The 26,323-nt window shown below is 58.8% G+C and carries 21 protein-coding genes and 1 pseudogene; 12 read left to right on the forward strand and 10 right to left on the reverse strand.

Annotated features, from left to right (window positions below):
• Positions 1-3 precede the first annotated feature (3 nt).
• Complete coding sequence (locus tag K2O51_RS32835; protein ID WP_140952621.1) at positions 4-1,017, forward strand: TonB-dependent receptor; 1,014 nt, start codon at positions 4-6, stop codon at positions 1,015-1,017.
• Between the two features lie 189 nt (positions 1,018-1,206).
• Here K2O51_RS32835 and K2O51_RS32840 read toward each other — a convergent pair whose 3' ends face one another.
• On the reverse strand, positions 1,207-1,668 hold the full coding sequence (locus K2O51_RS32840) for a hypothetical protein (protein WP_011295783.1): 462 nt from the start codon (positions 1,666-1,668) through the stop codon (positions 1,207-1,209).
• 418 nt (positions 1,669-2,086) lie between these two features.
• Here K2O51_RS32840 and K2O51_RS32845 point away from each other — a divergent pair, with 418 nt between their 5' ends.
• Positions 2,087-2,311 (forward strand): DUF2188 domain-containing protein, encoded by a 225-nt coding sequence (locus K2O51_RS32845; protein ID WP_041680719.1) that lies wholly within the window; start codon positions 2,087-2,089, stop codon positions 2,309-2,311.
• A gap of 377 nt (positions 2,312-2,688) precedes the next feature.
• Here K2O51_RS32845 and K2O51_RS32850 read toward each other — a convergent pair whose 3' ends face one another.
• Positions 2,689-3,132 carry a hypothetical protein gene (locus tag K2O51_RS32850; RefSeq protein WP_220632204.1) on the reverse strand — a complete coding sequence of 148 codons (444 nt, stop codon included), beginning with the start codon at positions 3,130-3,132 and terminating at the stop codon, positions 2,689-2,691.
• A gap of 370 nt (positions 3,133-3,502) precedes the next feature.
• On the opposite strand from K2O51_RS32850, the gene K2O51_RS35395 reads away from it, so the two are divergent.
• Both K2O51_RS35395 and K2O51_RS32855 read left to right on the forward strand, forming a co-directional pair.
• Entirely contained in the window at positions 3,503-3,814 is a 312-nt protein-coding gene (locus K2O51_RS35395) for a hypothetical protein (protein ID WP_245002028.1), read from the forward strand.
• Between the two features lie 102 nt (positions 3,815-3,916).
• Positions 3,917-4,309 carry a GNAT family N-acetyltransferase gene (locus K2O51_RS32855; RefSeq protein WP_245002029.1) on the forward strand — a complete coding sequence of 131 codons (393 nt, stop codon included), beginning with the start codon at positions 3,917-3,919 and terminating at the stop codon, positions 4,307-4,309.
• Positions 4,310-5,129: 820 nt separating this feature from the next.
• Here K2O51_RS32855 and K2O51_RS32860 read toward each other — a convergent pair.
• Positions 5,130-5,678, reverse strand: coding sequence for a hypothetical protein (locus tag K2O51_RS32860; RefSeq protein WP_220632206.1), 549 nt, complete (start codon positions 5,676-5,678; stop codon positions 5,130-5,132).
• A gap of 422 nt (positions 5,679-6,100) precedes the next feature.
• Between K2O51_RS32860 and K2O51_RS32865 the strand changes: the two genes are divergently transcribed.
• From K2O51_RS32865 to rpoD, 3 genes are all read left to right on the forward strand, one after another.
• Positions 6,101-6,301: a hypothetical protein gene (locus K2O51_RS32865; RefSeq protein ID WP_084792025.1), complete on the forward strand. Its 201-nt coding sequence runs from the start codon at positions 6,101-6,103 to the stop codon at positions 6,299-6,301.
• A gap of 282 nt (positions 6,302-6,583) precedes the next feature.
• Positions 6,584-6,889 (forward strand): hypothetical protein, encoded by a 306-nt coding sequence (locus K2O51_RS32870; RefSeq protein WP_181184555.1) that lies wholly within the window; start codon positions 6,584-6,586, stop codon positions 6,887-6,889.
• Positions 6,890-7,663: 774 nt separating this feature from the next.
• Entirely contained in the window at positions 7,664-9,538 is a 1,875-nt protein-coding gene (gene rpoD / locus K2O51_RS32875) for an RNA polymerase sigma factor RpoD (protein WP_245002059.1), read from the forward strand.
• Positions 9,539-9,644: 106 nt separating this feature from the next.
• Here rpoD and K2O51_RS32880 read toward each other — a convergent pair whose 3' ends face one another.
• Together K2O51_RS32880 and K2O51_RS32885 are read right to left on the reverse strand one after the other, a co-directional pair.
• Entirely contained in the window at positions 9,645-9,848 is a 204-nt protein-coding gene (locus tag K2O51_RS32880; protein WP_011295788.1) for a cold-shock protein, read from the reverse strand.
• A 340-nt stretch (positions 9,849-10,188) separates the two neighbouring features.
• The gene (locus K2O51_RS32885; protein ID WP_220632207.1) at positions 10,189-10,560 is read right to left on the reverse strand and encodes a hypothetical protein; all 372 of its coding nucleotides are present in this window, start codon (positions 10,558-10,560) and stop codon (positions 10,189-10,191) included.
• Between the two features lie 495 nt (positions 10,561-11,055).
• Between K2O51_RS32885 and K2O51_RS32890 the strand changes: the two genes are divergently transcribed.
• Positions 11,056-11,763 (forward strand): DUF6988 family protein, encoded by a 708-nt coding sequence (locus K2O51_RS32890; RefSeq protein ID WP_220632208.1) that lies wholly within the window; start codon positions 11,056-11,058, stop codon positions 11,761-11,763.
• Between the two features lie 121 nt (positions 11,764-11,884).
• Here K2O51_RS32890 and K2O51_RS32895 read toward each other — a convergent pair.
• Positions 11,885-12,204: pseudogene (locus tag K2O51_RS32895) on the reverse strand (transposase); the annotation flags it as partial.
• 560 nt (positions 12,205-12,764) lie between these two features.
• Between K2O51_RS32895 and K2O51_RS32900 the strand changes: the two are divergent.
• Positions 12,765-14,780, forward strand: coding sequence for a bifunctional diguanylate cyclase/phosphodiesterase (locus tag K2O51_RS32900; protein ID WP_220632209.1), 2,016 nt, complete (start codon positions 12,765-12,767; stop codon positions 14,778-14,780).
• 508 nt (positions 14,781-15,288) lie between these two features.
• Here the strand turns inward: K2O51_RS32900 and phbB are convergent.
• Both phbB and K2O51_RS32910 read right to left on the reverse strand, forming a co-directional pair.
• Positions 15,289-16,023, reverse strand: coding sequence for an acetoacetyl-CoA reductase (gene phbB / locus K2O51_RS32905; RefSeq protein ID WP_220632210.1), 735 nt, complete (start codon positions 16,021-16,023; stop codon positions 15,289-15,291).
• Positions 16,024-16,147: 124 nt separating this feature from the next.
• Positions 16,148-16,708, reverse strand: coding sequence for a phasin family protein (locus K2O51_RS32910; RefSeq protein WP_220632211.1), 561 nt, complete (start codon positions 16,706-16,708; stop codon positions 16,148-16,150).
• Between the two features lie 946 nt (positions 16,709-17,654).
• On the opposite strand from K2O51_RS32910, the gene K2O51_RS32915 reads away from it, so the two are divergent.
• Entirely contained in the window at positions 17,655-18,029 is a 375-nt protein-coding gene (locus K2O51_RS32915) for a PHA-granule associated protein 4 (protein WP_220632212.1), read from the forward strand.
• 400 nt (positions 18,030-18,429) lie between these two features.
• On the opposite strand, the gene K2O51_RS32920 is transcribed toward K2O51_RS32915, so the two are convergent.
• Positions 18,430-19,824, reverse strand: a complete 1,395-nt coding sequence (locus tag K2O51_RS32920) for a hypothetical protein (protein ID WP_220632213.1) — start codon at positions 19,822-19,824, stop codon at positions 18,430-18,432.
• Between the two features lie 613 nt (positions 19,825-20,437).
• Between K2O51_RS32920 and K2O51_RS32925 the strand changes: the two genes are divergently transcribed.
• A complete protein-coding gene (locus K2O51_RS32925; RefSeq protein ID WP_166487191.1) occupies positions 20,438-20,761 on the forward strand; it encodes a hypothetical protein in 324 nt (107 codons plus the stop codon).
• Positions 20,762-21,277: 516 nt separating this feature from the next.
• On the opposite strand, the gene K2O51_RS32930 is transcribed toward K2O51_RS32925, so the two are convergent.
• Entirely contained in the window at positions 21,278-22,342 is a 1,065-nt protein-coding gene (locus K2O51_RS32930) for a CBASS cGAMP-activated phospholipase (protein ID WP_011295797.1), read from the reverse strand.
• Between the two features lie 600 nt (positions 22,343-22,942).
• Here K2O51_RS32930 and K2O51_RS32935 point away from each other — a divergent pair.
• Positions 22,943-26,272, forward strand: a complete 3,330-nt coding sequence (locus tag K2O51_RS32935; RefSeq protein ID WP_011295798.1) for a bifunctional diguanylate cyclase/phosphodiesterase — start codon at positions 22,943-22,945, stop codon at positions 26,270-26,272.
• Positions 26,273-26,323 lie beyond the last annotated feature (51 nt).

Consider the following 26,323-nt stretch of genomic DNA (forward strand, 5'->3'; position numbering starts at 1 on the left):
CGTATGCAACATCGCCTGGTTTCGGGATCGGCCCATTGGGGCGGCCTGCGTCACTTGCTGAACGCCGCGCTCTGCGCAGCGTTGCTGATGGGCTCCCAACTTGAGGCCCACGCCCAGGAGTTCTATGTACTTGGCGGCCTGCAGCAAACGCCGTCGCTGGGAGAGAAGACATATGGCTACACGTATGAGTATGCCCATAACCTGACCGACAACGTCTACGCTTCCTTCTCATATCTCAACGAGGGGCATGTCACCAACCACCATCGCGACGGCCACAGCGCGCAGTTGTGGGGGCGGTTGCTGTCGGCGGACCGACGCTTTGCCTTCTCGCTTGGCGTCGGTCCGTACCGTTACTTCGATACCACCGTGAAGACAGCGGAAGGCGGCGCGAGTGACCAGCACGGTTGGGGCATCCTGATCAGCGCGGCAGGCACCTGGTATATCAATGGTGGTCCGTGGATCCTGCAGGCGCGATACAACCGCGCGCAGGCCGGTAGCCTCGACACAAACACGTTCCTGATCGGCTTAGGCTACCAGCTCGATCGGGGGAGCAGGGATGGCCCGGTTGTGCCGCCGCCGTCCTACAGCAGCCTGACGACCCACAATGAGTTCACGGTCTTCGGCGGTACCACCATCGTCAATAACTTTGACTCTCCCAGCGGCATAGCCTATGCGGTCGAGTACCGGCGCGGCATCTTGCCGTACGTAGACCTCACGGCGACCTATCTCAACGAGGGGGACGCGCGGGTCGTGCGCCGGCAGGGACTGGCCGCACAAGCCTGGCTGGTGCGGCCATTCTTCAATGATCATCTGACACTGGGCCTCGGCTTTGGTCCCTATTTCGCGCGGGACCATGACGACGGTGGCGGCGTCACGCGTACACTCGGCCTGTTCACCATGTCGGCAAGCTATCGCATCAGTCCGTCGTGGACTACGCGCTTTTCCTGGCATCGCACCGTCACGACCAATAGCCGAGATACCGATGTGATGGTGCTTGGACTAGGGTATCGGTTTTAGCTTGCCGAACCATGGCTTCAACCTGAGTCTCCGCTGCTCTAAACATGAGCGTAGAGGCGCGATATGGTAGGAAAAATGACGAGAGCCCGATACGGGCCTCAGTCCAAGTGAATCCAGATAAGGCGCGAGGTGCGCCCATTCTGCCTCAATAGACGAGTTGTCGAGGAATCGTACCCGCCGAGGAAACGATCACGCCGAAGCGCCGGACGTCGCTACAGTCGAAACTACCTTCTTCTCCGCAGCCCGCTTCTTTGGCGCGCCTTTCACTGCCGCCTTCTTCAGTGCGGCGTTCGTGGAGGCCTTGTTACCGGCCGCAATCTTTTTCGACGCGGCCTTTCGGGCGGCAGCCTTGCCTGTAGTCTTCTTGGCGCTCGCAACCTTCGCCTTCTTGGCTGCGAGCTTGTCCTTTGCAACCTGCTTTTCATAGCGCGCCGCGGACTTGGCGGCTTCCGTTGCTTGGGCGACCTCACGCTTTGCTGCTTCGATGGCCTTCTTCGTGTCGGCACGCAATTTCAGCAAGCGCTTCTTCGCTGCCTGGGCTTCACGTGCGAGCACGCTAGCCTTCTTCGTCGGGACCGACAGCTTCTTTGCTGCAGGCTTCCTTTTGGTAACCGCGTTCGTTTGCGTGCTGGTTTTGGTTGCTGCGACCATGTCAATATATCCGTTATTTTCGTTGGAGCGCCGAGTATAACCTTATTGGTGTTCTGCTTAACACGAAGTCACGAAAATGCCGAGTCACAAGGCGGAGGCAACGCTATTCCTGCCCCCTGGGAAACTCCACCAGTGGATGACTTTGCTGTTCGCCAAGGTGGCTGCCTGGGTCCAGAGGGGTAAGCTGGCACATCGTGGCGAGTGATGGAAGCAGCAAGCTGGTGCATCCCACTCGCGCTGACAGGTTGTCTTTTCTCGAGCGCGGCGTTGAGCAGAGAACGTACAGCGGTTTGCATCATGTTGCCGCATTACCGGCGCTCACTGAAAAGGGTCGAAGACAATTGCTTGTCGGACGGCGACCGATACCGAAGTGCAGCGCGCGCATGGAGACTTCTTCCATCACAGTTGGGAGACACCCATGCGCAAAGCAAGAATCCATGTCGTTCGGTTTGAAGGTCTGCGATGGACCACTCAAATAGAGGGGGCTCCCGGCGCCTCGCAATCTTTTCCTTCGCGTGAGCAGGCGATTGCGGCCGGTACTGAGAGGGCCAAGCAAGAGCGGTGGGAGTTGATAATTCACCGGCGAGATGGCGGCGTCTACAGTCGCAACGACTTCGGAGATCAGCGGGGCATCATTGGCTAACATGTCTTTGTTGCGGCGATTGCGTCTGCGCATGTAGGACTACGTCCGATACCTACTCCATCGCACGACCTCACAGAGGCATCGTTACCAGCCTCCGTGACGTCCATAGTATTCGTGGTGTCCGTGACCTCTGTACCCATATGAACCATAGTACCCCCCATCGTACGGCACCACGACGCAGCCGCCGAGAAGAGTCGAGACTGCAATCAACAGTAGGAGAAGTGTTCTCACGGCGCGTCCCTCATCTTAAAGAAGAGCGGAGAGGCCAGGCTAACCTCCCGGCTGCCTTGCACTCTCCCTAAAGCTCCTACACTCGAGCTTTGTCGCAATGGCCGGTAGCCTTAGCAACGTACCCCGGTCTGCTCGATGGGAGCGGCTTACTGCTTCTTCGTCTTGTCTGCGTCGGCGGTGTTAGCGGCCTTCGTTGTGGTCGGCTGCGCTTCCGGCTTGCCGACCTCCACCCCGGCCTTCGCTTGGTCGACATTATTTTTTACGTCGACCTTTGCCCTACCAGCCTCGTTATGGGCGGCCTTTGTCTCGCTTGCCTTGTGGGGCGTGCCCGTGGCGGTGGATTTATGGGCGCCAGCTTGTACGTTGGCCTTCTCCTTGTGGGCGCTGGCATGAACGCTTTTTACGTCGCTCTGTGCGCTCACGCTGCTCTTGTTAGCCTTTTCCTGCGTGGCGCTCTCTTCCTTGATGCCCTTTACCTCGTCCTTCTTTGCCTCGGCTTGGGGATGAGTCGCGGAAGCTGGGACACCGGTCTGCGCGAAAACCGTACCAACTAGGGCTGCAGAGGCGAGAGCAGCGAACAGCTTCTTCATGATGTGAACTCCTGAGGAATTTTTGAAAGCGCGGCATTACGCCGTGCTTACCGGCAAAAACGACACTGCCCAGAAACGAGTTGACTCAGAACTCGTGACATTCGGTAACTTCTGAAACAGGCAAGCGCAAGCAGCGAGCTTGACAGGATTTGCGTCTGCTTAGCGTAGAGGTTTTGTCCGTACGGAAAAATCTCCCCCGGCCTGGCTTCTGCTGAAGATGGCCTATTGCCCGTTGCTGCGCTCCCGTCCAGACGGATGGGTACTTGGCATCTCGACGTCGCGTTACAGAAAGTCACCGCTTTGCAAGTCGGCTAATACACAGCCGAACCATGGTGACCTAGAGTCTCTGCAAGAGAAAAAGGAGAAGAACATGCGAAAGGCCTCAGCGCTCTTGCTTTTGGTTGGCGTTACCGCTCTTGGCTCAAACATGGCCGAGGCACGGGTGGACGTCGGCATTGGTATCGGCATCCCCGTGCCAGCGGTAGTGGCTCCGCCCCCCGTCTATTACGAGCCGGCTCCGGTGGTCGTTCAGCCTGCGCCCGTGGTAGCGGCTCCGGCTTACTATGACGACGACTGGCGGGCTCGCGCTTGGAGGGAGCGCCAATGGCGTGAGCAGCGGTGGAGAGAGCACGAGTGGCGGGAGCGTCGGCGGGAATGGCATCGATGGCATGACGACGACTAGCCGAACAAGTGACGGGCTTGGAGAAACAGTCGGAACGCAAGTGTTGGATCTGCGAGTAATGCTATGGGGCCGCGTCGAGCGACCAAGGCAGACCTACATGATGTGGAAGTTTTGCTTCAGTCGTATTCAATCCCTGTTGGCGGCATACACAGTGAGGCGGTCCAGTTTCATGTCAGCCGCGACAAGACCGGCCTCCTCGGCTGCGCCGGCATCGAAGTGTTCGGCGACACGGTTGGCTTGCTGCGCGGGATCGCTGTCGCGGAGCGGGCCAGACGAGCCGGGCTAGCTGCCTTACTGGTGTCCGCACTGGTCGCCGATGTCCGCTTGCGTGGCATCGCTACATTAGTTGTCGGAACCAAAACGGCGGCCGGCTATTTCTCCCGCCTTGGATTCACACCTGTCGACCGTGTCGCCGTCCCTCCCGGATTACTAGCGTCCCGTGAATTCGATGGTGCAAGTTTCGGCGACACGCCACTACTGAAGGCTGATCTCTAGCGAGAGCGCCGTGGTTCAGTAGTCCGCGGTGGCCCTAGTGTCGACCTTTCAGGAGTGAAATCCCCTCTGGGCGGCGGGCGTGACACGCCGGCGTTCCCGATCACGCCATCGCCTGATGAACGATCTGAGAAGGTCTTCCAATCGGTCGTGTTGCCAGCGGAAATCTTCCGGACTGAGCAGACCGCGGCCCGGGCAATCGGCGTCGTTGCAGTCACGGGGTGAGACTCGACTATCGCACACGGGCGGTTGAAGGCTCGTCGGCTTCCGAGTTTGCCACGGCCGGAGAGGAAAGCTAGCCGATCTCATAGCTTACCCGGAGCCATATATTCCATGCTGACATCTTTGGTTTCGCCGATGCCATACTGTCCAGCTAACTCCTCCCAAACACGCCTAGCCTCGCCATCGAAGCACGGCGAGCCCGACAGCAAATACCGTCGCCCGCTAGAGGTTACGCCGACCCCCGTGTCACAGTCGAAGGATTGAATTACGCTGCTCACTCGAGCCTCTTTGTTCTCAAGGCAGTATCCGACGAAATGTCGTTGACCTGACCTTGTTTCGCGGATCCGCCAGCGCTCAAGTGTGACGAACGGCTGTACATCGACAGGTGCAACTGCGCTCACAGACATGATGTGTTCAACTATTGAGATCGCAAAAGCCCAACGCAAGTTAGGCCATCCGAGAAAAGTGCGTGCGGGCTTTCGAGAGCGGACCACGAACCAATGCTCAATTACCCGGTGTTAGCGGACCCAAAGAGGCCAGATGGGCAGGTGGTGGCAGCGTGGCCTAATGATGTTAGATATAACTCGACCTCACGACGAACTCAATCACTCTCCGGCGAACCAGACCCCGAACTTTCATTGTTGAGGGGCAGAACGTTTCGGAATCGTTCCTCGATATGAGCAACGATGGCCGGGGTGGCCTTCCCACGCATAATGTCGAGGAACTCTTGGAAGGCTTTTTCGATAGACGTCGAATCCATCGCCTCGACCAGACGCGTCTTGATAGGGTGTCCAGTTCGGCCGACGGTCCGCTCTGCCATCTCCATCAGATACATTCGGGCTGCGGCAAGGGAGCGCTTCTGTCCTTCCTGTTTCGGCGGGAGGGCCGAAGGTTGCGTCTCCAACTGCCGGGTCGCTGAGTCATGGATGGGTGCGGCGACCAGTCTGATGAATCCCGCTTGTAGCAACTGGCGCAGCGTATCGGGACCAAGCCCAAGATGTTCGCAGCGGGCGCGAAGGTCCCGCGAGTCGGTCTGCCCATCCACCATGATGAGCAGCGCGCGGCTGCGGCGGTCCAGTGTCCCATTTCGCCCGGTAAGCTCCTGCCGACCGGTTTCCGTCTTCTCCAGCCGCCCAATCGTTCCTTCCATCGCTCCCCTCCCCACGGGTCGCGGCCAAACTAAGAGGTCCGGTTTACAGGAGTGTGACAACCCCATAACGCGCACAGGATAAGGTCGCCCCATATTTTGCGAGTCAACGGGTTTTCCCTGGGGTCACGGAAAAGCTGGCCGCACCACTGCCTTGGTCCAGATCCTAGGTTAGACCTTTCACTCGACGCCAGACCCGGCCTGGTCCACAGTGACCGTCCACCACTAGGTTCGCCGCGCTGCATCGCAGCACACATAGAGCTTGATTCCGGCGGCAAGAAAGTTTAGGGTGAACGCTCGGTGTGCGCGCTCAGCGCATCCTCGCACCGAGTTCACTCACTGCCGTTCCCGCCGACCCCCGTGGAACTCCATCCACGGGCCAGCAGTCGTAGTTCCTTTTTCCGAGCCCGACAAAGGAGCCTGACATGCTCAGTCCGCATGAAATCGCCGCGCTGCTACTGCTTGGCGATGCGCAAGACATTGACGACCTCGAACCAGATCAACTGGACGGATTGCTGGTCCACAAATTGGTAACGATGGAGCATGGCCATGGTAGCGGTAATGCCCATCCTCGCTTGACGAGTCAAGGGTATTCCATGTTCGAAGCGATGCGAGGCATTCGGTAACTGGACGGGTCTACCCTGCTGCCCGAGACTTTCGATTGTCGAGCGCCGCCGGTGAAGTGGAGGGCCGCGACTCAGTCAGAACACCTTGCCTCGATTGGGAGTCGGTGACGCCGGACGTGTGCTGTCGTTTACACGAGCGCCAATCATTCCGCAGCCCATTTTGGGTCTGTCGCGGTCCTGCTCGTTGTCAAACACGAGTAAGAACATATCATGGACTGACATATCGGCTTGCTTCGCGTTAGCATGACGCCTTGGTGACCGCTAAGGCTGCGACCAGGCGACATGGACTATCTTGAACAGGTTATTGATGTTCGTCTGACACACCATGCCCGTTGGCTTGGTGTTCGGCCGCCTTTCGATGGCAGCGAATTCATTTGGAAGGGTGAGCACTACTATCACCTGAGCGGTACCGACCGGCGGGGCCGTCGCGTCCTCATCGAAGTGTTCAGGATTGGCGACGATGGTAAGCTCGAGGCCGTTTTGGCATTCCAGTATCCACCGCCGATTCGCGATCTCTACCCGGCAGAGTATCAGCTCTTATACAGTGACGACCCATGGGAAGGCGCGTTTCCGCCTGCCCAGACCTAAGGTTTGCACAGAAGTTTTTAACCGTGTCGGGCTGGCGCCACGATCCGATATATGCTTTCCGCTCCAGCAAGCTTGTACGATTTGTGTGTGACCGCCATGCTGTCGAGGGTAACTCTGTCGCTGGCGTGCGGCGACACGGCCACGGATTGTCATTGGGGGCAAGACGTCGACGCTGAGCGATCGCTAGGCGCGGGGCTGCTGGCCAACCTGGGGTATCCAGCACCATCATCGCGGTCCTAACCGTGCCGCCGCCTCTTTTCCGGCTTCGAACACCCTCCTCACTTACGGAAACCAGGCAGTTCTTCCCACGCTACTCCGGCAGCGGTGCAAGGAGGGCTGAAGCGAGCATTTCGATCCGCTGTGCGCCACAGTTCACCATTGCGAGTCCGGTGAACCTCATTTTTCTTAGGAAATTAGCTCGAGCGGCAGGCATGACGGTGGCAGGCCACTTGGCATCGATGGCATAGCTCCGGCATGTTGCGCTGCACAATGTCGTCTGGTATGATTCAGAATCCCCCAATTCTGCGCACACCGGATTCCGCAAGAGGCATTCCGGCCTCGACTGTCCGTGCGTCATTCCACGATTCCGTTCGCACCTCGACAGGCTTGTCCGCCGTCATCTCTGCGACGATCGTCGGCCAACCTGTCGAGGAGAGTGTATTGGCTAATCCAGTTCGCGACGATTCAGCACCCCGCACGATCGCGGTCACATCAAAGACCGGCCGCCGCTCTCCAAAAGGAAAGATCCAGGCGGTCGCAACACCGCTGGACACCATGGCCATGGCGCGCCAGGACGAGGAGCGTCAACGCCAGATGCGCGCGCTGATCGCGCTTGGCCGAGAGCGCGGCTATCTCACCCACGCGGACATCAACGATCACCTGCCCGATAACTTTACGCAAACTGCAGCGATGGAAACCATCGTCAGCACGTTCAGCGACATGGGGGTGACCGTATACGAGCAGGCGCCGGACGCGGACACGCTCCTGTTAAGCGACACAGCGCCTGCCGGGGCATCCGACGATCAGGCGGACGAGGAAGCGGAAGCTGCACTGTCGACCGTCGATTCCGAATTCGGCCGCACGACTGATCCGGTCCGGCTGTACATGCGCGAGATGGGCGCGAGTGAACTGTTGACTCGCGCTGGCGAAATCGAGATTGCAAAACGCATCGAAGGCGGCCTGCAGGGCATGATTCAGGCGATCGCCGCGTGTCCGTCAGTCGTGTCCACGATGCTTGCCGATGTGGACCGCATCGTTGCCGGCGAACTGCGTATCGACGAACTGGTCTATGGTATCAGCGACGACGTGAACGACAGCGAAATAGCGCTAGCGTCCGATGACGTTCACGTGGAGGCAGACGCCTCCGACGACGACCCGGTCGGTGATGACGTTGAACCGGACGCCGGGGATTCGGAGAAGACGAACGCAGCGCGCCTCGAACAACTCACGCTCGACAGTCTTGCGATATTCGCGCGCGTGCGGGCACTGTTCGAGCAGTTGCCGGACGCACCTGTTACCGGGAAAGCCCGTTCAGCAGCCGTTGAGCAACTGCGCTCAAAGATCCAGTCCGAACTGGCGCCGATCCGCTTTACGGCCAAGACGATCGACCGCCTGTGCGCCAGTGTGCACGAACAGCTTACCGAGGTTCGTGCGATTGAGCGCAGCATCCTCGAGATCGCTGTCGACCGTTGCGGCATGCCACGCAAGGTGTTTGTAGAGTCATTCCCGGGCAACGAGACCGACCTTAAATGGACCAGCAAAATGGCGGCGACCTCGCGGCAGTTTGGCGCGGCGCTCAAGCGGCATCTGCCGGCCATTCAGGCGGGCCAGCAGAAACTCATCGATATTGAGGCCAAGGTCACGCTGCCGCTCCAGCAATTCAAGCAGATTAACCGCCAGATGAGTGCCGCGGAATTAAAAATGCGGCAGGCCAAGCGAGAACTGATTGAAGCGAATCTTCGTCTTGTCATTTCAATTGCCAAGAAATACGTGAACCGTGGCATGCATTTCCTGGATCTTATCCAGGAAGGCAATATTGGTCTGATGAAGGCGGTGGACAAGTTCGAATACCGGCGCGGCTGGAAGTTTTCGACGTACGCCACGTGGTGGGTCCGGCAGGCTGTCACGCGTGCACTTGCCGATCAGGCACGAACCATTCGTGTGCCGGTTCATATGGTCGAGATGATCAACAAGCTGAACCGGATTTCGCGCGATTTTCGGCAACAGACGGGACGGGAGGCGCATCCCGCCGTTCTCGCCGAGCGCATGGAGATGTCCGAGGAAAAAGTGCGCAGTATCCTCAGGAGCGCGAGGCAACCTGTCTCGCTCGAGACCCCGGTGGGCGACGACGCCGACGCGACACTCGGCGACATGATTGAGGATGTCTCTGCAAGTTCACCGGCTGAGGCTGCGATTCACGCGGACATGCGCGCCGCGATCGATGAGGCACTCAACGGTTTATCGCCGCGCGAGGCCAAGGTCCTGCGGATGCGATTCGGGCTCGATACGACCTCTGACCGCACGCTTGAAGAGGTTAGCAAGCAGTTCGATGTGACCCGCGAGCGGATCCGTCAGATTGAGAGCCAGGCGATGCGAAAACTGCTACATTCTAGTCGCGCTGACAAGTTGAGGCCTTTTCTCGAGCGTTGAGCAAAGGCGGGCATGAGCCCCCTTTCGACGCCCTGCTCCACAGCTGCGGCGATCACGCATCGGCCTGATCGCCACCCTTGCAGGACGCGTTCGCCGCGCAGAAAACTTACAGTGGTTTGATGCTCGCTGCCTGCTTCCCCTTGGGGCCCTGCTTGACTTCAAAACTCACCTTCTGGCCTTCCTGAAGCGATTTGAAGCCGCTTCCCTGAACCTCGGAGAAGTGCGCAAACAGGTCATCACCGCCGTCGTCCGGCGTGATGAACCCAAAACCCTTCGTATCGTTAAACCACTTGACGGTACCTGTTGCCATGCTCTGAATGTTCCAAGGACTAGATGTAGGGGATGTCGCCGGCTTGCGCCGGCGGACGTGCGGCTATCTTGTATCACAGCTGCGCCATTGCCGACAATGCGGTTTTCTTAAGCGGCTCCAGTGGGCTGTGCCGTGACGTTGCACCAGCAGAATGGGCATTGGTCCGACCTCGGCACCCAGTACGCCCGCCGGACCTATCGAAATTTGGCCACCACACTCGGCATGCAAATCTCGATTAGCCGGCACGCCAATGCCGAGGACCATGCGCTGATTCTTCTTCAAGACACTGAAGGTCGAACGAATCTCCCGAACGCGCTACGAAAACGTGGGCACAAGCCCGTCAGGATATCGTCGACTTGATCGCCTCGCTTTCGCATACAGCAGCTTCGTACGCTTGGCCCGGTCTCCAACTAGGCCTGGACCACTTAACCACCATCTCGATCGCCGCCACGACCTCTGCCACGATTCTCGCCACGGCTCCCGCCGTGGTTCTCCTGTTGATCCTGGACCCGCTCCCGGCCACGACTCCAGCCTCGGTTCTCACCTTGGTTGCCGTTGTTCCAGCCACGGTTCCCCCCTCGCTCACCGCCAGAACTCCAGCCTCGCCGCTCACCCTGGCTCCAGCCGCGATCCCAACCTCGGCGGTCGCCCCGATCCCACTCACGGCGTTCCCCTCGGTCCCAGTCTCGGCGACCGCGGTAGTACCCTCCACTGCTCCAGTCGAAGTACGCCCCGTAGCCGGGAGCGGGGTATCCGCCGTAGTTGGGGGCAGAATAGCTGTCGTAGTACCCGTCATCGTATGGAACAACGGCACAGCCGCTCAGTACGGCGGCGGCAATGGACAGGATGGCAAGGCGTCTCACGGACTCTTTCTCTTAGAGGGAAATGACGGCCTGCAAGGATACCCGCGGAGTCAGGCATCAACTGTAAGAAATGGTGTGCTGAAAGACAGGCCTGGAGGCACCTATTCGGCCAACTTGCGCCGGTCGATAAGACCGTTGTCGTGATCGACAGCCGCTATATCAGCCGTCGGCTCGCCCACCAACCAGCGCTCCAGTAAAGGCCATAGGTACAAAGCATTGGAAACGCCTGACCATTTTTCGCAACCAAGGAGTCCCCTTGCACAAGCCATTCATCAGCCGGCGCCTAGTTATCCTCGTCGAAGCGATCAGCGCCGTCGTCGCCTTGAAGGAGAGCCTCATGCGTCATGATGTATCCTGACCGGCAAGACTTCGAATCACCTAGCCAGGCAGGAAAGAGAGCGCACATAGCTATGCCCGTTGAAATCCTTAAGCGTTCGGCGGAACTCCACGCCGCAGCGGTTTCCTGCATGAGCGGATCTGCTCCTACTGACCATCCGAGGGTGATTTCCGCGTACCAGTGCTCACTAATGTCGGTGGAGCACGCCGCGGGTGCCATTGCATTGCTCACGATCGGAATGCCAAACGCTGCAATGGCGTTGTTCCGGCCGCAGTTCGAGACGCTCATTCGCGGCGTTTGGTTGCTGGAGGCGGCTGACGAGAAATGGGTACGGCAGTACCATGAGCCGCCTTCGGAAGAGTCATCACGTGCGGCAGACATGGCGCCCGGCGTGAAACTCATGTTCGACGAGCTCCTCAAGCTTGAGGATCCGCGCGTCAAAGGTATCGTGGGGCATCTCGATGAGTACCGCGCGCAATCCTTGCGCGCCTTGAGCAGCCTCACGCACGGGGGCATGCATCTGATGTCCAGATCCGGTACCGGATACCCCATGACTCTGGTCGACAACGTGGTTCGATGTGCAAACGGCCTGGTTTGCTATGCGGCTCAGATGGCGGCGCTGATCTCGACGGATGCGGAGGCGAACATGGTTCTGGTGAGCGGCCTCCATCGGGACTTTCGGGATTGTCTGCCAGGCATGATGGACACGGCGTAACTAGTGCACTTGTTCTTGAGCGTCTCCCCGGGGTCGATAAAGATCGACCACACCCCTCGGCAAGCCGTTGATTGAGTTGAAATCTTCGTCACCCCGGTACCAGCTTTTGCTTGAGGGGTCTTCCGGTCTGCTTCGGCACAACGGCCGCCCCACGCGGCAAACTCACGACCGGACCGGAATGTCTTGGCATCGCCCATCATCGCGACCGCTGCCGTAGCCTTCAGCAAGTCCGGCTCCAGGAATCTCCCTGATCGCCTTCACAGCCTTGTCCTCCTTGATCCAGTCGCGCATTCGCCGCTCGATGTCGGGGATCTGTTCGTCCAATCTCGATAGCCCGTTCCACTGCTTGCGCAATGGGTCGATCAGCGCCGCCGGCAATCGCTCCGGAACGCGCGCGAGCACTTCCGGTATCGTCTTATCCAAGGCTGTTCGGACTTTGCCATCACTTCGTGTTGACCCTCGAACGCGGAGGCCGCCAGCATGACTGATCGACGAAAGGTATTGCGTGGTCCGACATGGCGATAACGGGAATGGGGCAAACGGCAACATTGGCATGATTAAGATTAAACACGACGCTGCTTGCTGCCGCCGCGCGCTAGCGTGATGCGTTCAGACAGAGTCTGTCAGGTGGGCTTCAAGGTTCCCATTTTGCAGTGCCGTTCGGAACGAACGCCAGCTTTCAGCGCAAAAACGGGGCATATGCGATTCGGAGCGCCGGAGATTCTCTGTCTAGTCGGTAGCCGCCTGAATGTTCGATTGACAGCTCATTACGCCCCCCGGCGGTCGGGTGTGGCTACCGGGGGGCGATGCCGCGTCATTCTCGACCCCAGCCCGAATAGGCGCAATGCCATTCGGAATTCGGCTAACATTGAGCCTTCGATGCCCGATTCGGGTGAACGGATGAATGCTCGTTCGTACGTTCCTGCTACGTCGGAGCCCGCACGCAGGCATCCAGATGCGCAGACGCGATGAGCCAGTGTAGAAGAGCAAAGGTTTAGGGCATGGTCCGCTGGTCGCTAAAATCCCGGGTAGTCGCCTCGACCGTCGTTGTGGTTCTTCTCCTCGCGGTCCTGCTGATACTGGTCGCACGTCATTACGTCTTCGCAAACCTAGAGGATTCCCTGCAGGCCCAGCAGGACGCACAGGTCAGACTGGTCGCTGAGCAACTCGACGACAAATTCGAAGTACGTACTGTCATCCTACGCCGGCTTGCCGAGCATCTTGCCCCGCTGTTGGACCGTGGCCCAGCGGAACTGAAACGAGTGGCTAAGCAGGCCGCTCCAGCTCCCGAGTTGTTCGATGGGGTATTTCTTGCTTGGCCGGATGGTAAGCGGTCATTCGATACCAGGACGATAGACCCGGACCCTGATGTCTCGCACCGACCGTACTTTCGGGACGCTCTGCGCGGCGCGTCTGTCGTCATTTCCGAACCGGTGATGAGCAAGGTAACTGGCGGGCCAGGCGTCGCCATGGCCGTACCAGTGCGCTCGATTGACGGACGCATACGGGCGGTTCTTGTCGGGAGCCTGGACCTGCGGCGCGAAGACTTCCTCTTGGCACTGTCGCGCAGCCGTATCGGCACAACTGGAACCTATTGCCTTGTCTCGTCAGGGCGGTCCCGTCGCTACGTCGTGCACGTTGACCCGGAAAAAGTACTTCAGCCTGCAAGCTCCGAAGACGAGTCATGCGGAACCGATACCGCACGCTCCATATGGGAATTCGCTTGGCCAACGCGACCCATCATTGCGCGACACCGGCTTGAAACAGCAGGGTGGGAACTGGTTGCCGCACTTCCGGCAAGAGAAGCCTTCTCACCAATCACCCGTGCTAGGCTGAGGATCCTCACAGCCGTAGGCGCAGCGTTGGCTATTTCTGCCTTACTGATGTGGCGGGTAGCCAGACGTCTGTTGGCGCCATTGGAGAGCCTGGAACGTGTCGTGCAGGAAAGTGCGACGGACTTTTCGAAGTGTGCTTTGCTTCCGACCTCAAGACAAGACGAAATTGGCTCCTTAGCCAAGACGTTCTCGAGAGTTATGGGGCAGCTTGCCGAACGCACGAGTTTTCTGCTGGCTGCAAGGAAATTGGCAGAGGAACGGGAGGCACGTATTCATGCCATAGCCAATCACATACCGGACCTGGTTGCCTACCTTGACTTGGACGAACGCTACGTGTTCGTCAACCACGCGTATGAACAGCGATTCGGGGTATCTGCCGATGAAATCATCGGACTGACCCCCTTGCATCTGTGGGGCGCCGCCGTTTATGCAAAAGTGATAGGGCCTCCCCTGCGGCTCGCGCTGTCAGGCGAACTGGTTAAGTTTGAGGCTGAGCATCTCTACGAGAACCATCCTGTTTGCTTTGATGTCACTTTTCAACCCGCCTGGAGTGCGACGGCCGACAAGGTGGTTGGCGTGCATGTCTTTGCCCGAGATATCACCGCAGAGCGCCAGAAGATGCGTAGCCTTGAGCAGACGACCATGTCAGATTATTTTACCGGCCTGCTCAATCGGAAGGGCTTTGACCGGCGCCTGGAGTCAGCGATGGTACAAAGCGAGGAAGGCTCGAAGATAATGGCTTTGCTCCTTGTCGACATTGATAACTTCAAGCTTGTGAATGACACTTACGGTCACCCCGTTGGCGATAAGCTTCTGAACGTCGTCGCGACTCGCCTGAAGTCCTGTGCTGGCGAAACTTGCGCCGTTGCCCGGGTAGGCGGCGATGAGTTTGCTGTGATTTTGGAGGACGTCTTGACGTCGGATGAGGTGCTGCGCGTCGCCCAGGCAATCCTATCGGTGACCTGCGAGACCTTCATTCTCAATGGCCACCAGATTGCGTGCAGTACGAGCGTTGGCGCGGCGCTCAAAAAGCCCCGCGACAACAACACTCGAAATGAACTCCTACTGAAAGCCGATACCGCCCTTTACTCGGCAAAACGTTCCGGCAAAGCCAGGTTCATTGTCTTCGGCGAGTCGGAGACGATTGCTTCGGATTCCAACGACCACCCGAGAAGTGATTGACATTGGCCTCCAATGCTGAGAGGTGTTCGAGCGGACCTTAACTACCCCATGCTGTGCACAAATTGCGGAAAGGCAGAGATGTCTGCAGTCGTTCTTGAAATAGATTCTCTGTGCGACGAGCGAACTGCCGTGCTGAGGGTCCAGAGATGCTTTGCATGCGACGAAGGGCTCATCGAAGAAGATGCGTTGCGCTCTGTCCTGGGACTACTAAGCGAGGCCAGTGGGAAGGACGAATCGAGGCAACAGACTTTCACGGCGGCCCCAAGCGCCGCAAATGATGCGCGCGGCGATTTCTGAAGACAGGTGGTCGCCGAATTCGACGAGGTCACAATCCTTGCAAGCACGGACTGATCACGGTGGACCTCACCTCTTGCTGTCTTCCAGGCGAGCGCATGCAAAAATCAATCGGACAAAAAAAACCGGATCGACGCGGGGGCTCGATCCGGTCCTGCGCAGCGGCGCACAACTAATGCAGCACGACCGCCGCGGGCCACGAATTGAATCATATTTAAACCTGATATAAGAGTATAGAATTACACTTGTTGACGAAAGCGGCGTCCTCCGAGCACAGGTATGCGATCAGCGCGGCCACCTCTTCTGGCTTGCCAACACGGCCTACCGGGATCTGCGGAATGATTTTGGTATCGAGGATCTCCTGAGACACGGCCGCCACCATCTTGGTGGCAATGAAACCCGGCGATACCGTGTTCACGGTGACACCACTCTTGGCCACCTCCAGTGCCAGTGATTTCGTGAAACCGTGCATGCCGGCCGTGGCCGCCGCGTAGTTCGCTTGGCCGAAGCCACCCTTGGAGCCAATGATGGAGGACACATTGACGATGTGGCCCCAGCCGCGTTTGACCATGTCGTCGCACACCGGCTTCGTCATATTGAACACGGAGTCAAGATTGGTTCGCATGACCGCATCCCAGTTGACCTTGTCCAGCTTCTTGAAGCTCGCATCGCGCGTAATGCCAGCGTTGTTGATCAAAATGTCGAGGGGCCCAAGCTCTTCCCGGATTGCGGCTACACAGCGCTGACACGAATCGTAGTCGGCGACGTCTACAGGGTACGCGTGGAACTTACGCCCGTTTTCCTCCATGCTCGCCAACCAGTTCTTGACACTGCTGTTGCCGGGGGAATGCGTTACCGCCACTTCATAACCCGCATCGTGAAGACGAACGCTGATGACTTCACCGATACCACCCATCCCGCCCGTGACCACGGCGACTTTCTTGGTCATGTCTCCAATCCTCAAAGCAATGGTAAAACGGTATGGATGACGAAGGACCCAGCAACAGACCAGGTCCCAACGTCTCGTAGAATTCGATTGGGTCCGCAATCTACCGGGCCACCAACCCTATGGCCTACTTTGCGGCTACGTGGGTCGGCTGCGCCTCGCGGCGCCGCACGCCTTTTGAGGCGGCCTCCGCTGCCGTATTGAAGCTACCCTCGGCGACTTCCACGGCCTGCTTTGCCGTCGATTGCATCGACTCAAAGAGTATCGTGGTTGCCTTGAAGGCCTCCTGCCAGGCCCCCAGCGGCGACGTAGAACCTGAAGGCGCATTGCTCACCGCACCTTCGAAGAATTCCTGCAGTTGGCTCCTGCTTGCCGCGTATTGGGCTTCAGCGACCTTCGTGAACTCCTCGCGTGTGGCTGCAAGGATCTCCTGCAATTGACTCCGATACGACGAAGCGTTATCAGTGACTGGCTGAAGCCATTGCATTTGTAGTTCGGCGAGTTCTTGTGGGCTTTGAGCCGACAGGACTTTCAATACGCCTTCTCGAGTCAACGCCAAGTTCGTCTTCGTTGTTTGGAGATTGAGCGCGACCACTTTCTCGAAGCCATCGAAGGCGTGCTTCGCCAATCCGAGCATGGAGTCAAAACCAGCCGCTTGGACGTTCTTGCATTGTTCCACTGTCCACATCTTGCGTCTCCTGGATGCGGTCTGCCTTTGCGCTACTCGATGACAGACCGTTATGGGTAACTTGAGTCAATCTTCAATTGCGGCGTATCGCGCTTGCAGCGTACGCCGGCATGGATAGGAAACGTCGGAACCTGCACCTTTCGCGGGCCCGCGACGTTCGGTGTGGGACAAAGAGATAGGCTTATTGCCAGGCTTGACTAGCTTGGCCGGCCGTAGCTGGAACACGGCCCAGTGCCCTGAGGAAGGCATAGCCTTGGGTTGTGACGTGGGGACGGCTATGGTCCGGCCCGAGCCGCTCCAGCGTGATGAGCTCGCGCGCAGGCAACGCCTCTATGTCCGCTCGGTCCAGCTCCATGGGGCTCGGGTTGCCATTTAGCAATACCAACGTGGCAAATTCGTGGTGGCTCAGCACAGTCGTCTCCCAAGCTATAGGTCTAATAGTGCTACGGGACTACGGGACTACGGGACTTCACTACCGCCCGAATGGTTGGCCAAGCTTGGATAAAGCGGCCACTTTACTCTCGGACGCAAGGTCTGGCTGGCAAGCGTGTCTTGGTAACGTGCGCTTGGAAAGAGCATCATAGTGCCTCGCAGCCGCGATCGAAAGCCTTTTCTGTGGCAATTCGGAGTCTCGATTGTCTATTCGCAGGATGCGACCCAATTGCCTTTCCCGACGTGATGCATCTCAAATGTTCTGATCAAACAGTGACCGACCGGTCGGTATTGCTAACAAGTTAAGCTTGCACGCCGCTGCATCGAACTTGCTGACCATTGGGTCGGATTGAGACGCCGGCTCCGCCTTGTCACACTGTAGCTGGGACGGTAAAGTTCCAAAGCGCAACGATGACAAGGCGAGGTTCGGCACTATTGTGATCCATGAACTTTTCCAGGCGCGGCAGCGCGGCAGTCTCCGCCAATGGGATGACGATGCAGACGAGGTTCGCCGATGACATTTTTCGTCGCTCACAATCGAGCTTCCGCGGTCGAACACATCAACTTGCGCAAAGGGGACACGGTCGACCTTGACTACGAAACAGCCTGGCAAGACGCTATCGAACTCGGCCGGCTTGGTGAGGAATGTGGCGTTTCGGTGCAGTTCCGGACCATCGAACATATCGTCGTACGTTCGCCCGAAGCATTAATTCGCGGCCTTAGGGCCACCAAATCCACGTTTCGTCAGCGCTATCTCTACTGCTTGTTCGACCTGATGGAGCTATCCGAATCGTGCCTCGATGAGCTTGAGGCCCGGGCCGTACAACACGGGGACTACCTGATGGCGGCGCACCTGCTAACGGAGACGACGCTCACGTGGGAGTATTAACGGTGGATTTACCCGGATGTCCCGAGACACGATCATGCCCCTGGAGTCATTGCGCGACGCCTTGCGGAAATGACTGGTGCTTATTGGCGGCCTGCTGGCTCTACCCATTGCCGTCCGCCTTTAGTCACGACGCGTGGCAGTGTGCCCGCTTGAATCTGCGATCGGACCGTCGCCAACAATTCAGCCGTGTCGGGCATGCCTCTTCTAAGTTGGTCCAAGGCATCGGCTGTAATGACGTAGCGTCCTCCACAAGTGGCGCAACGATAGCGATAGCTGCCGCGATCCTGCTGGTCACGCCAGCGGCGTGAGGTTGGGGCTCCGCATAGAATACAGTCCGCTGCTTCAGTAGAGGGCATGGATCTATTCACTCGTCGACAGGCAACTTGACCTCGCCTTACGATCAGAGAAGATCTTCCAGCCGGTCTTGCTGCCAGCGGATATCTTCCGGGCTGAGAACAACATAGCCGAGGGATTTCAGCAACTTCACGGCCTCCAATTCGGCATCCAGGTACACCGGCCGTTCCGGTCGGTGAGCGCGCGGTGCGATCACCAGTTGCGAGCCGCTGGCATACACGTGGGGCACCTCCTGCACTGAAGGGCGTCGGCCAGAGAGAATACGGCAATGGGCAAGATTTGACTTCCAGCTGATATCCACGGCTGCGCTGGAGCTTCCTGTGCAAAGCCGCAAGCGCTTCAGCGCTTTCAGCCAGTTGACGAAGCCGTCGCGATCCGATGGCTGGTAACCCTTTAGGACGTACCCGAGATCATCCTGCGCGATGGCGACGCCGCCTTCCCGGTCGTCGTCCAGCACAGAGATATCAAGCGCCGCGCGCTGGCATCCCTCTTGTTCGTAGATCGAGCATTCGCAGTCCAGCGCGCCTTCCTGCAGCAACTCGCACAAGAGAGACCAGACTCTCGGATTCTTGGCGACCCTGCCTTCAAGTGTCGGATCGACCTGGGCCAGAAGCTCAGGCAACGAGAGATTCGCGTTCGACTGGACAATCAGTGCAAAAGCCCTTGCATTCTCTGACGGAATATCACTACGCGCGAGCCTCTGCGTGGAGGCTTCCTTGAGTTCGTGGATTTCCGCGACGGTCTCCACGGCGTGCCGCCAGGCATAGGCCGCGAGGTTTTCTGACAGCTTTCGTGCGGGCCTGGCCAACTGTACCGCGAGCGTCTGAACAACACTTCTGCAAACGGTGCAGCCGCATTCCAGCCGGCCAGCATGTAGGAATCCTGCGTACAGCCGTTCCTGATGACCGCAATGGCGACATTCGATAGAAAACCCGCCCTGTCGCGCCGGTCGCTGCGTGGCGAGCAAGCCATCGACCTGATAGTGTGCCTGTCCGTCGCAGCACGGGCACATCCATTGCAACTTGTGTGCACCATCACGAGGTGCGACCGCCCGGTCAAATTGCCGTTCTATCGCACTGCGTGGAATACCCTCGGACCGCCCGACCACATCTGCAGCATAGCGCCAATAGCAGTACGAATGCGCCGCGGCGGCTGTTTTGGTATCCAGGCGTTGAAGGTCGGGGAGCAGATAGACACTGCGGCGGATCTCGTCCGCCAATGCATCGATCAGCGCTGCACCGCCTGGCATCCGCGCCTCAAGCGCAGTGCGGCTTTGTGCGAGGAAATCAGGAACGTAAGCCCGGCGGATCAGGTCCTCGTTCTCGAGCCAGAACCAATGGCCCGGGAGGGCTTCCAGCGCATCGACCCCCGCCCTGACTTCCGACATGCCCGGGCAGGCGAGAAACGTGAAAGGCTTACTGAACAGGAAAGCATCTGCCATGGATAGATAGTCGCCGGATTATCAAGCCCACGGCAACCGCCGTGTACGATAGTCTCACCCCATGACCGCACCAATTCCCATTGCGGGAACCGTCGATGCACGGCACTCCGCTTGTGGAACTTTCCCATTCTTCTTTTTGTTATACCGCGTGCAATTTGTAACTGCCGCATCGAAAGCATAGGCGACGTTGGCGTATCCCGGCAATGTCGTCGGAAAAGATTTCATATGGTGCCACGCGATGTTTGCGACCAATGCACCAGGTTTGTGCGGGCGCGTGACCGGTTGCCGGTATGCCGATCATGCGCGCAAATATGTCGGCAATTGCCTAACTCGGTCGCCTCAGCATCCGACCAGCCTCATGCTGTCAGTCCGCGGCAGACATGAGGTCTTGAGTCATGTTGAACAGCATAAAGTCAGCCGCTAAGATTTCTATGCGTCGACAAGCTCTCACCAGCGGGCCTCGCTACGCCGTGCATGGGTTCACATGCCTATGCTGGATGCGACAACTGGATACCGAAATCCATAGGAACCGTCATTGGCGCTGGTTCACGACACTCTGCGGAACAGCGCAGAATGCGCGATACTCGCGATTGGCATCGAAGACTGAACTATCGTGTCGATAAAATCCATCGTCTCTGTCGCTGCCCAAGCACAGGTCACGCTCGAACGTTGGCGTGTCCGCGAGACAGCGGGCGGTGAACGCTATTTTGTCGGATTCTGTGTTGAAACGCGGGCCGGCCGTGTAAGCACGGCCATACGAACTTTTGACGCCACCACCGGGGTCGGCACAACCTCGAGCGGCCGGCGATACTTGCTCTCGGGTTGGCCATGCTTCGATGCTGATGCGGAGCGTATTTGGGACCGTTTGGCAGAACTGCATGCCATCACTGAAATCAAGGATGTCAGTGTGGAGTACATGCTTGCCCTACCAAAATGATGACAGTCACATGAAACGGCGCGCGTACCGTACCGTTAGCCATGTTGGGTACAGCAGCACCGTACGTTACTCAGCTAATTCCAGTTTTCAACCATTCGATTTAAAGTTGGCGCATCGAATCGATAGAGAATGGCAATAGCCACGGTTGACCGATCCAATTGTATGGGGTGGATGGTGGTCTCTCATGACCATGGGGGGCGAAGCAATTTGGATCTTTACCGAGTGATATGGGCTACTTGGATAATCTGGCATTCGATTCGCGCTTGCAGTACTTGGCGCGCCGGTTCGGTATCGAATCCCCGCTCGAGGTCAGTTCGATTGAGTGGAAGGGGCATTCGTTTTATCACGTCAGCGGCGTGGACCAAAACGGGCAACGTGTCCTTATCGAAGTGTTCAGGATTGGCGCCCTCCGGAAATTGGAGCCGGTGTTGGTGTTCGAGTATCCGCCACCCATTCGTGATCTCTACCCCAATTAGAGCCAGCGCAGACCTATAGTCATCATGCGCATGGAGTTCGCTATCGCATAGGTGGAACCACGTGAACGCGTGAAGTGAACCCAGCACCACGACGCGACGGCGCACTTGCATTCTCGTTCTCCCCGTAGAAGAACGTTGGGTATGGGGCGAGATGTCTCAGGAAAGGCTGCACGTCCCGGCTTCCGATGCAGATCTTCGATCGCTCGGAGGCCGCGCCCAGCAGGACCTCTCTTGCTGCCTGGTCTGCCTTTTCCATTCCTACGGCGCGCGCCCGCTGGTCGGTGAGATCATCGTCGATCAACACATAGCGCCCCGGCAGCAGGTGGGAAAGCATGAAATCACTCAGCGCTTCCTGCACCGAGATCGACAGGCCGAACAGCCGTTTCGGCATGTTGGATGGATTAATGCCACCCCAATCGTAGGTTCCTCCCGCGCGATTGCGCCGCGGGTTCACAGTGAATTTTGATGACATAGTGCCAATCGCCATGACGTGAATATCCAAGGGTGATCGAAGCAGGGAATACTGCGCCTCGTGCACGGCCAGCAACCCTGGGGCATTGGCGTAAAGGCCGCCGTCGACAAACTGATTATTATTGAACGTATAGCGTGCAAAATAAGCCGGCGCGGCGCTGGTGGCCATCGCGATATCCACAATCCGGAACTTGTGATCCCGCTTGAAATTGATGTGGTGCGGCGTCTTGAAGATTTGAGGGCGCCCGGTGGAATAATTGATTGCAGGAACAACTACCCGGTGCGCGCACGCTCCCAACAGCCGTTCTCCGAACATGTGGCTATCAGAAAGCAATTCCGCCAGACGACGCGAAGAGAAAGGGGCCCGCCAGATACCAGCAAGCGACCAGCGCCGCATGAAGATCTTCTCCCCATATTCTGTCAGCAAGGCGACAATGCGGCTCGCCGGCACTTCAAGCGCCAATGCCAGCGCAATGATCCCGCCAATCGAGGTTCCGGCGATCAGGTCAAATCGGCTCGCGATCGGTGCACCGATTTCATCCTCTATATCGGCCAGCACCTTGGCCGTGTACAGGCCCCGGAAGCCGCCGCCCGAGAGCGCCAGGATCTGGAATCTGGAAGATGTCTGGTCCAAGAACTCCCCCTGCAGACGTATGAGTCCACCGATTTTTCACGGTGAGAAAGCGGGGTCTCAGTAACTATCTCAGCCGGCTTCTCGAACCGAGCATCAGTTTTGAGGTCTCGTGGACAGGGCGCCCGAGATGCCATGCGCATCCATACTAGACGACGACCGAATTTTTTACAGCAAGTGTCCAGCCGCCGGGATCGACGGATCATCGTTCCCTGTCAGTACAGGTAATTAGAAATAATTTAATTCTGATTTTCACCATATTGCTATCGCACCAAGTGGTGGTTGCTTTCCACTGGAACCAACGGCTCGCTTTTAACCGCGCGGCAAAGCGGCGGGTATCGCTTCCGTCGTGCCTCGCCAGGCCGGGCATGTTCGCCGTGGCGACTTCCGCCTGCATGCTGTGCGGGCCACTTCTTACCCCCACTTAAGTGGGGGGGGTAGGTCGAAACATTCAGCGCCAGTCAACCCCGGCCTACTATAGATTGTTAAGACATTTAAAACAGATGTTCGAATAGTCGTATCAGCTGTAGTTCATTTTTTGTATCAGTCGTTGGCGGCAATCGCTACTTGCCTTGCCGCCGTCGACATCCGGGGGAAACAATCTTGCGCCAGACGCTTGCGCGCATGCTGCGCCCGTTTGGGCGTCTTGGGTCGTGCACCATCACGGCGGGCACCTTGCTGCTTGGCGTGATGACGACGGCCTTCGTCTTTGTCTTCTGCACCAATCTGCTGGAAAAGGACGTCCGTCTGCGTTTTGAGAACGATACTGGCGACGTGATCCAGCAAATCGATACTCGGATCCGCCTCTATACCGACGTACTGGTCACCATGCAGGCGCTGTTTGGCGCCAGTGAACATGTCTCGCGTGGCGAGTTTCGCGATTTCGTCAGCGGGCTGAACCTGCCACAACGCTATCCTGGTTTCCAGACGCTGAACTACGCGCCGTATGTACCGGCCGACGAACTCGATGCCTTCGTGGCCCGTCAGCGCAGCGACCCCATCCTGCGCGAGGCCGGCGTAACGTTCAACGTGCGTCCCCCTAGCCGCCGGCCCGGCCACTTCGTGCTGACCTTTGTCGAGCCGCTCGACATCAACCTCGCGTCGGTCGGCATCGATATGGGCGCCGAGCCACGCCGTCTTGCTGCGCTTGAGCGGGCGCGCGATACCGGCCAGTCGGTCAGTAGCGGCCGCCTGATCTTCAGCGAGGGCAAGAACCCGCACGTCGGCATCGCCCTGCGCTTGCCGGTGTATCGCAAGGGGCCGAACCTGGACTCCGTGGCGGCGCGGCGCAGCGCCTATGTCGGCTCGGTGGGCGCGGGAATCCGGGTGAATGATCTGATGAGGGACCTGACCAGTAACGAGAACCTGCGCAGGATCCGGTTCCGCGTTTATGACGCCGGAGATTTCGCCGAGCCGGCGGTCTCGCCCTCCGCCACCAATCTGCTCTATGACAGCGTGACTGGACTGGTCACGCATGGCGGGGCGGCAAGCGAGGATGGCGGATCCATTCGCGGCACGAATTCGCACGTCCTGAGCATGGTCGTGGTGCGGAACTTCGGAGGACGGCGCTGGGTGATCGCGTTTTCAGCCGATGCGACAGCGATCAGTGGTCCTCAGCGTTACCTTCCGGCGCTGGTGATGATCTCCGGCTTGATCATCAGCGTGCTGCTGAGCTGGCTGGCCTACGCGTTGTCGAGTTCACGGGCGCGCGCCGTTGCCGTCGCCGAACAGATGACGTACAACCTGCGTGAAAGCCAGGCTGCCCTCTCTGAGGCGCAGCAGATCGCCCGCCTTGGCGACTGGCGCATCGACCTGGAAAAGAGCAGCGCGCACTTTTCCCGCGAAATGGCCCGGCTGCTCGGCTGGCGCGGCGACAAACCGACCCCGGAAACGTTGTTCGAGGCGATTGACGCCGGCTACCGCATCGTGCTGCGCGAGAAGATGCAGGCAGCCTTGCTGGATCGCCTGCCATTTGAGTTCGAGTGTCCCTACCGGTTCCGGGGCCGGCGCCGCGGCTGGCTGCACCTGATCGGGCACGCGCATGGTGCGCAGGACAGCGCCGTCTTGCGGGGAACCGCGCAGGACATCAGCCAGCGCAAGTCCGCGGAGCAAGCCCAGGCGCAGGAACACCAGATCGCCTTGCACCTGGCCACTGCCACCAGCGAAACCGAGGTATTGGAAGATATCGTCCACACACTGCTTGAAGGCATGGACTGGGAGGCCGGCGCTTTCTGGCCCAGCGAGGATACCCATGGGTTGAAGCTGCCGTCCGTCACCCTTGCCCGTGTCAAGGCGCTGGAGCCCTGGCTCGCTGAACACCCTGAGTGTCTGGCCCGTGAGGCTTATTCCCATGTGCCCCAATGGTATGCAAACCGAAGCGCGCTGGCCCGCCATGGGCAAGCCCGGTGGCTCGTGGCGGGCGGTATCCGGGCGGTGTTCGCCTTCCCGCTGAACAGAGGCCCCGTGACGCTCGGCGTCGTCGAACTCTATTCCCGCGCACGGCGCAGCCCGGATGCGCACGCGCTCACCATGGCGAGCGGTATTGCCAATCAGACAGGTCACTACCTGCTAAGGCGCCAGGCCGAGGAGGACCTGCGCTTCATCGCCAATCACGATGCCCTGACCGGCTTGCCGAACCGGCTGATGTTCAAGGCCGAGTTCGAGAAGGCGCTGACACGCGCGCGCAACAGCGAGCAGGCGCTGCATGTCATCTTTGTCGACCTCGACGAATTCAAGGTCGTCAATGACACCATTGGCCACAACGCTGGCGATGCCGTGCTGCGCGAGATGGCCGACCGCCTACGCGAAAGCCTGCCCGACGTAGAACTGATCAGCCGCTTCGGTGGCGATGAATTCATCGTGCTGCTGGACCCCAAGGGCGACACGACGATCCTGGGCCGGACGATCGCCAGGATCCAGGCTGCACTTGAGCTCGCTTTCATCGTCAATGACACGCCGATTCACATGACGGCAAGCATCGGCATCAGCTCGTTCCCCGAGGACGGCAACGACTGGCAAACGCTGCTCAAGCATGCCGACCTGGCCATGTACGGTGCCAAGCAGATTGGCAGGAACGGCTACCAGTTCTATTGCCAGCGCATGAGCGCGTCCCTGCAGCGGCGCATCGACATGGAATCGCACCTTCGCCGAGCCATCGAGCAGCAGGAATTTATCCTCTACTACCAGCCGCGCATTGTGCTCGATTCGGGGGCGTGTACGGCAGTGGAGGCACTGATCCGGTGGCGCCACCCGGACCTCGGCTTGATCATGCCTGCAGATTTCATTCCGTTCGCCGAGCAGAGCGGCATCATTGTCGACATCGGCGCGTGGGCCTTGCGTGAAGCATGCCGTCAGAATGCCGCATGGGTCGCGCAAGGACTGCCGCCAGTGCGCGTCGCGGTCAACCTCTCTGCACGGCAATTCGCCGACAAGTCGCTCCGGCTCACCATCATCGATGCCCTGCGACAAGCGAGGCTGCCAGGCAACCTGCTAGAGCTTGAACTAACCGAAAGCATGGTCATGCACGATGCCGAACGGGCCTCGCGCTGGCTCTCGCGCCTCAAGCGAATAGGCGTGCGATTGGCGATCGACGACTTCGGCACCGGCTATTCCTCGCTCGCCTACCTGAGCCGCTTCCCGATCGATACCGTCAAGATCGACCGCAGCTTCGTCCGCTATATACCGGAAAGCCGCAGCGACACGCAGATTACCTCCGCGGTGATCGGACTCGGCCACCGGCTCGGCCTGGAAGTGGTCGCCGAAGGCGTGGAAAACGAGGCGCAGCTCGAGTTTCTGCGCAGCGAGGGCTGCGACGAAGTCCAGGGCTACTACTTCAGCCATCCACTGCCGCCGGCGAAGATCACTGCGTTCCTGGCCAGCCGCATGGAGAATGGTCCCGGTTTCGAGCGGGGACCACAACCGATGCGCGCCTGATTGGGTCCGGCGCGTCTTTACGTAGTCCAACAATAAGGAGTGAATCATGCG

Origin of the sequence: Cupriavidus pinatubonensis (genome assembly GCF_019602855.1) — a bacterium.
GTDB lineage: Bacteria > Pseudomonadota > Gammaproteobacteria > Burkholderiales > Burkholderiaceae > Cupriavidus > Cupriavidus pinatubonensis.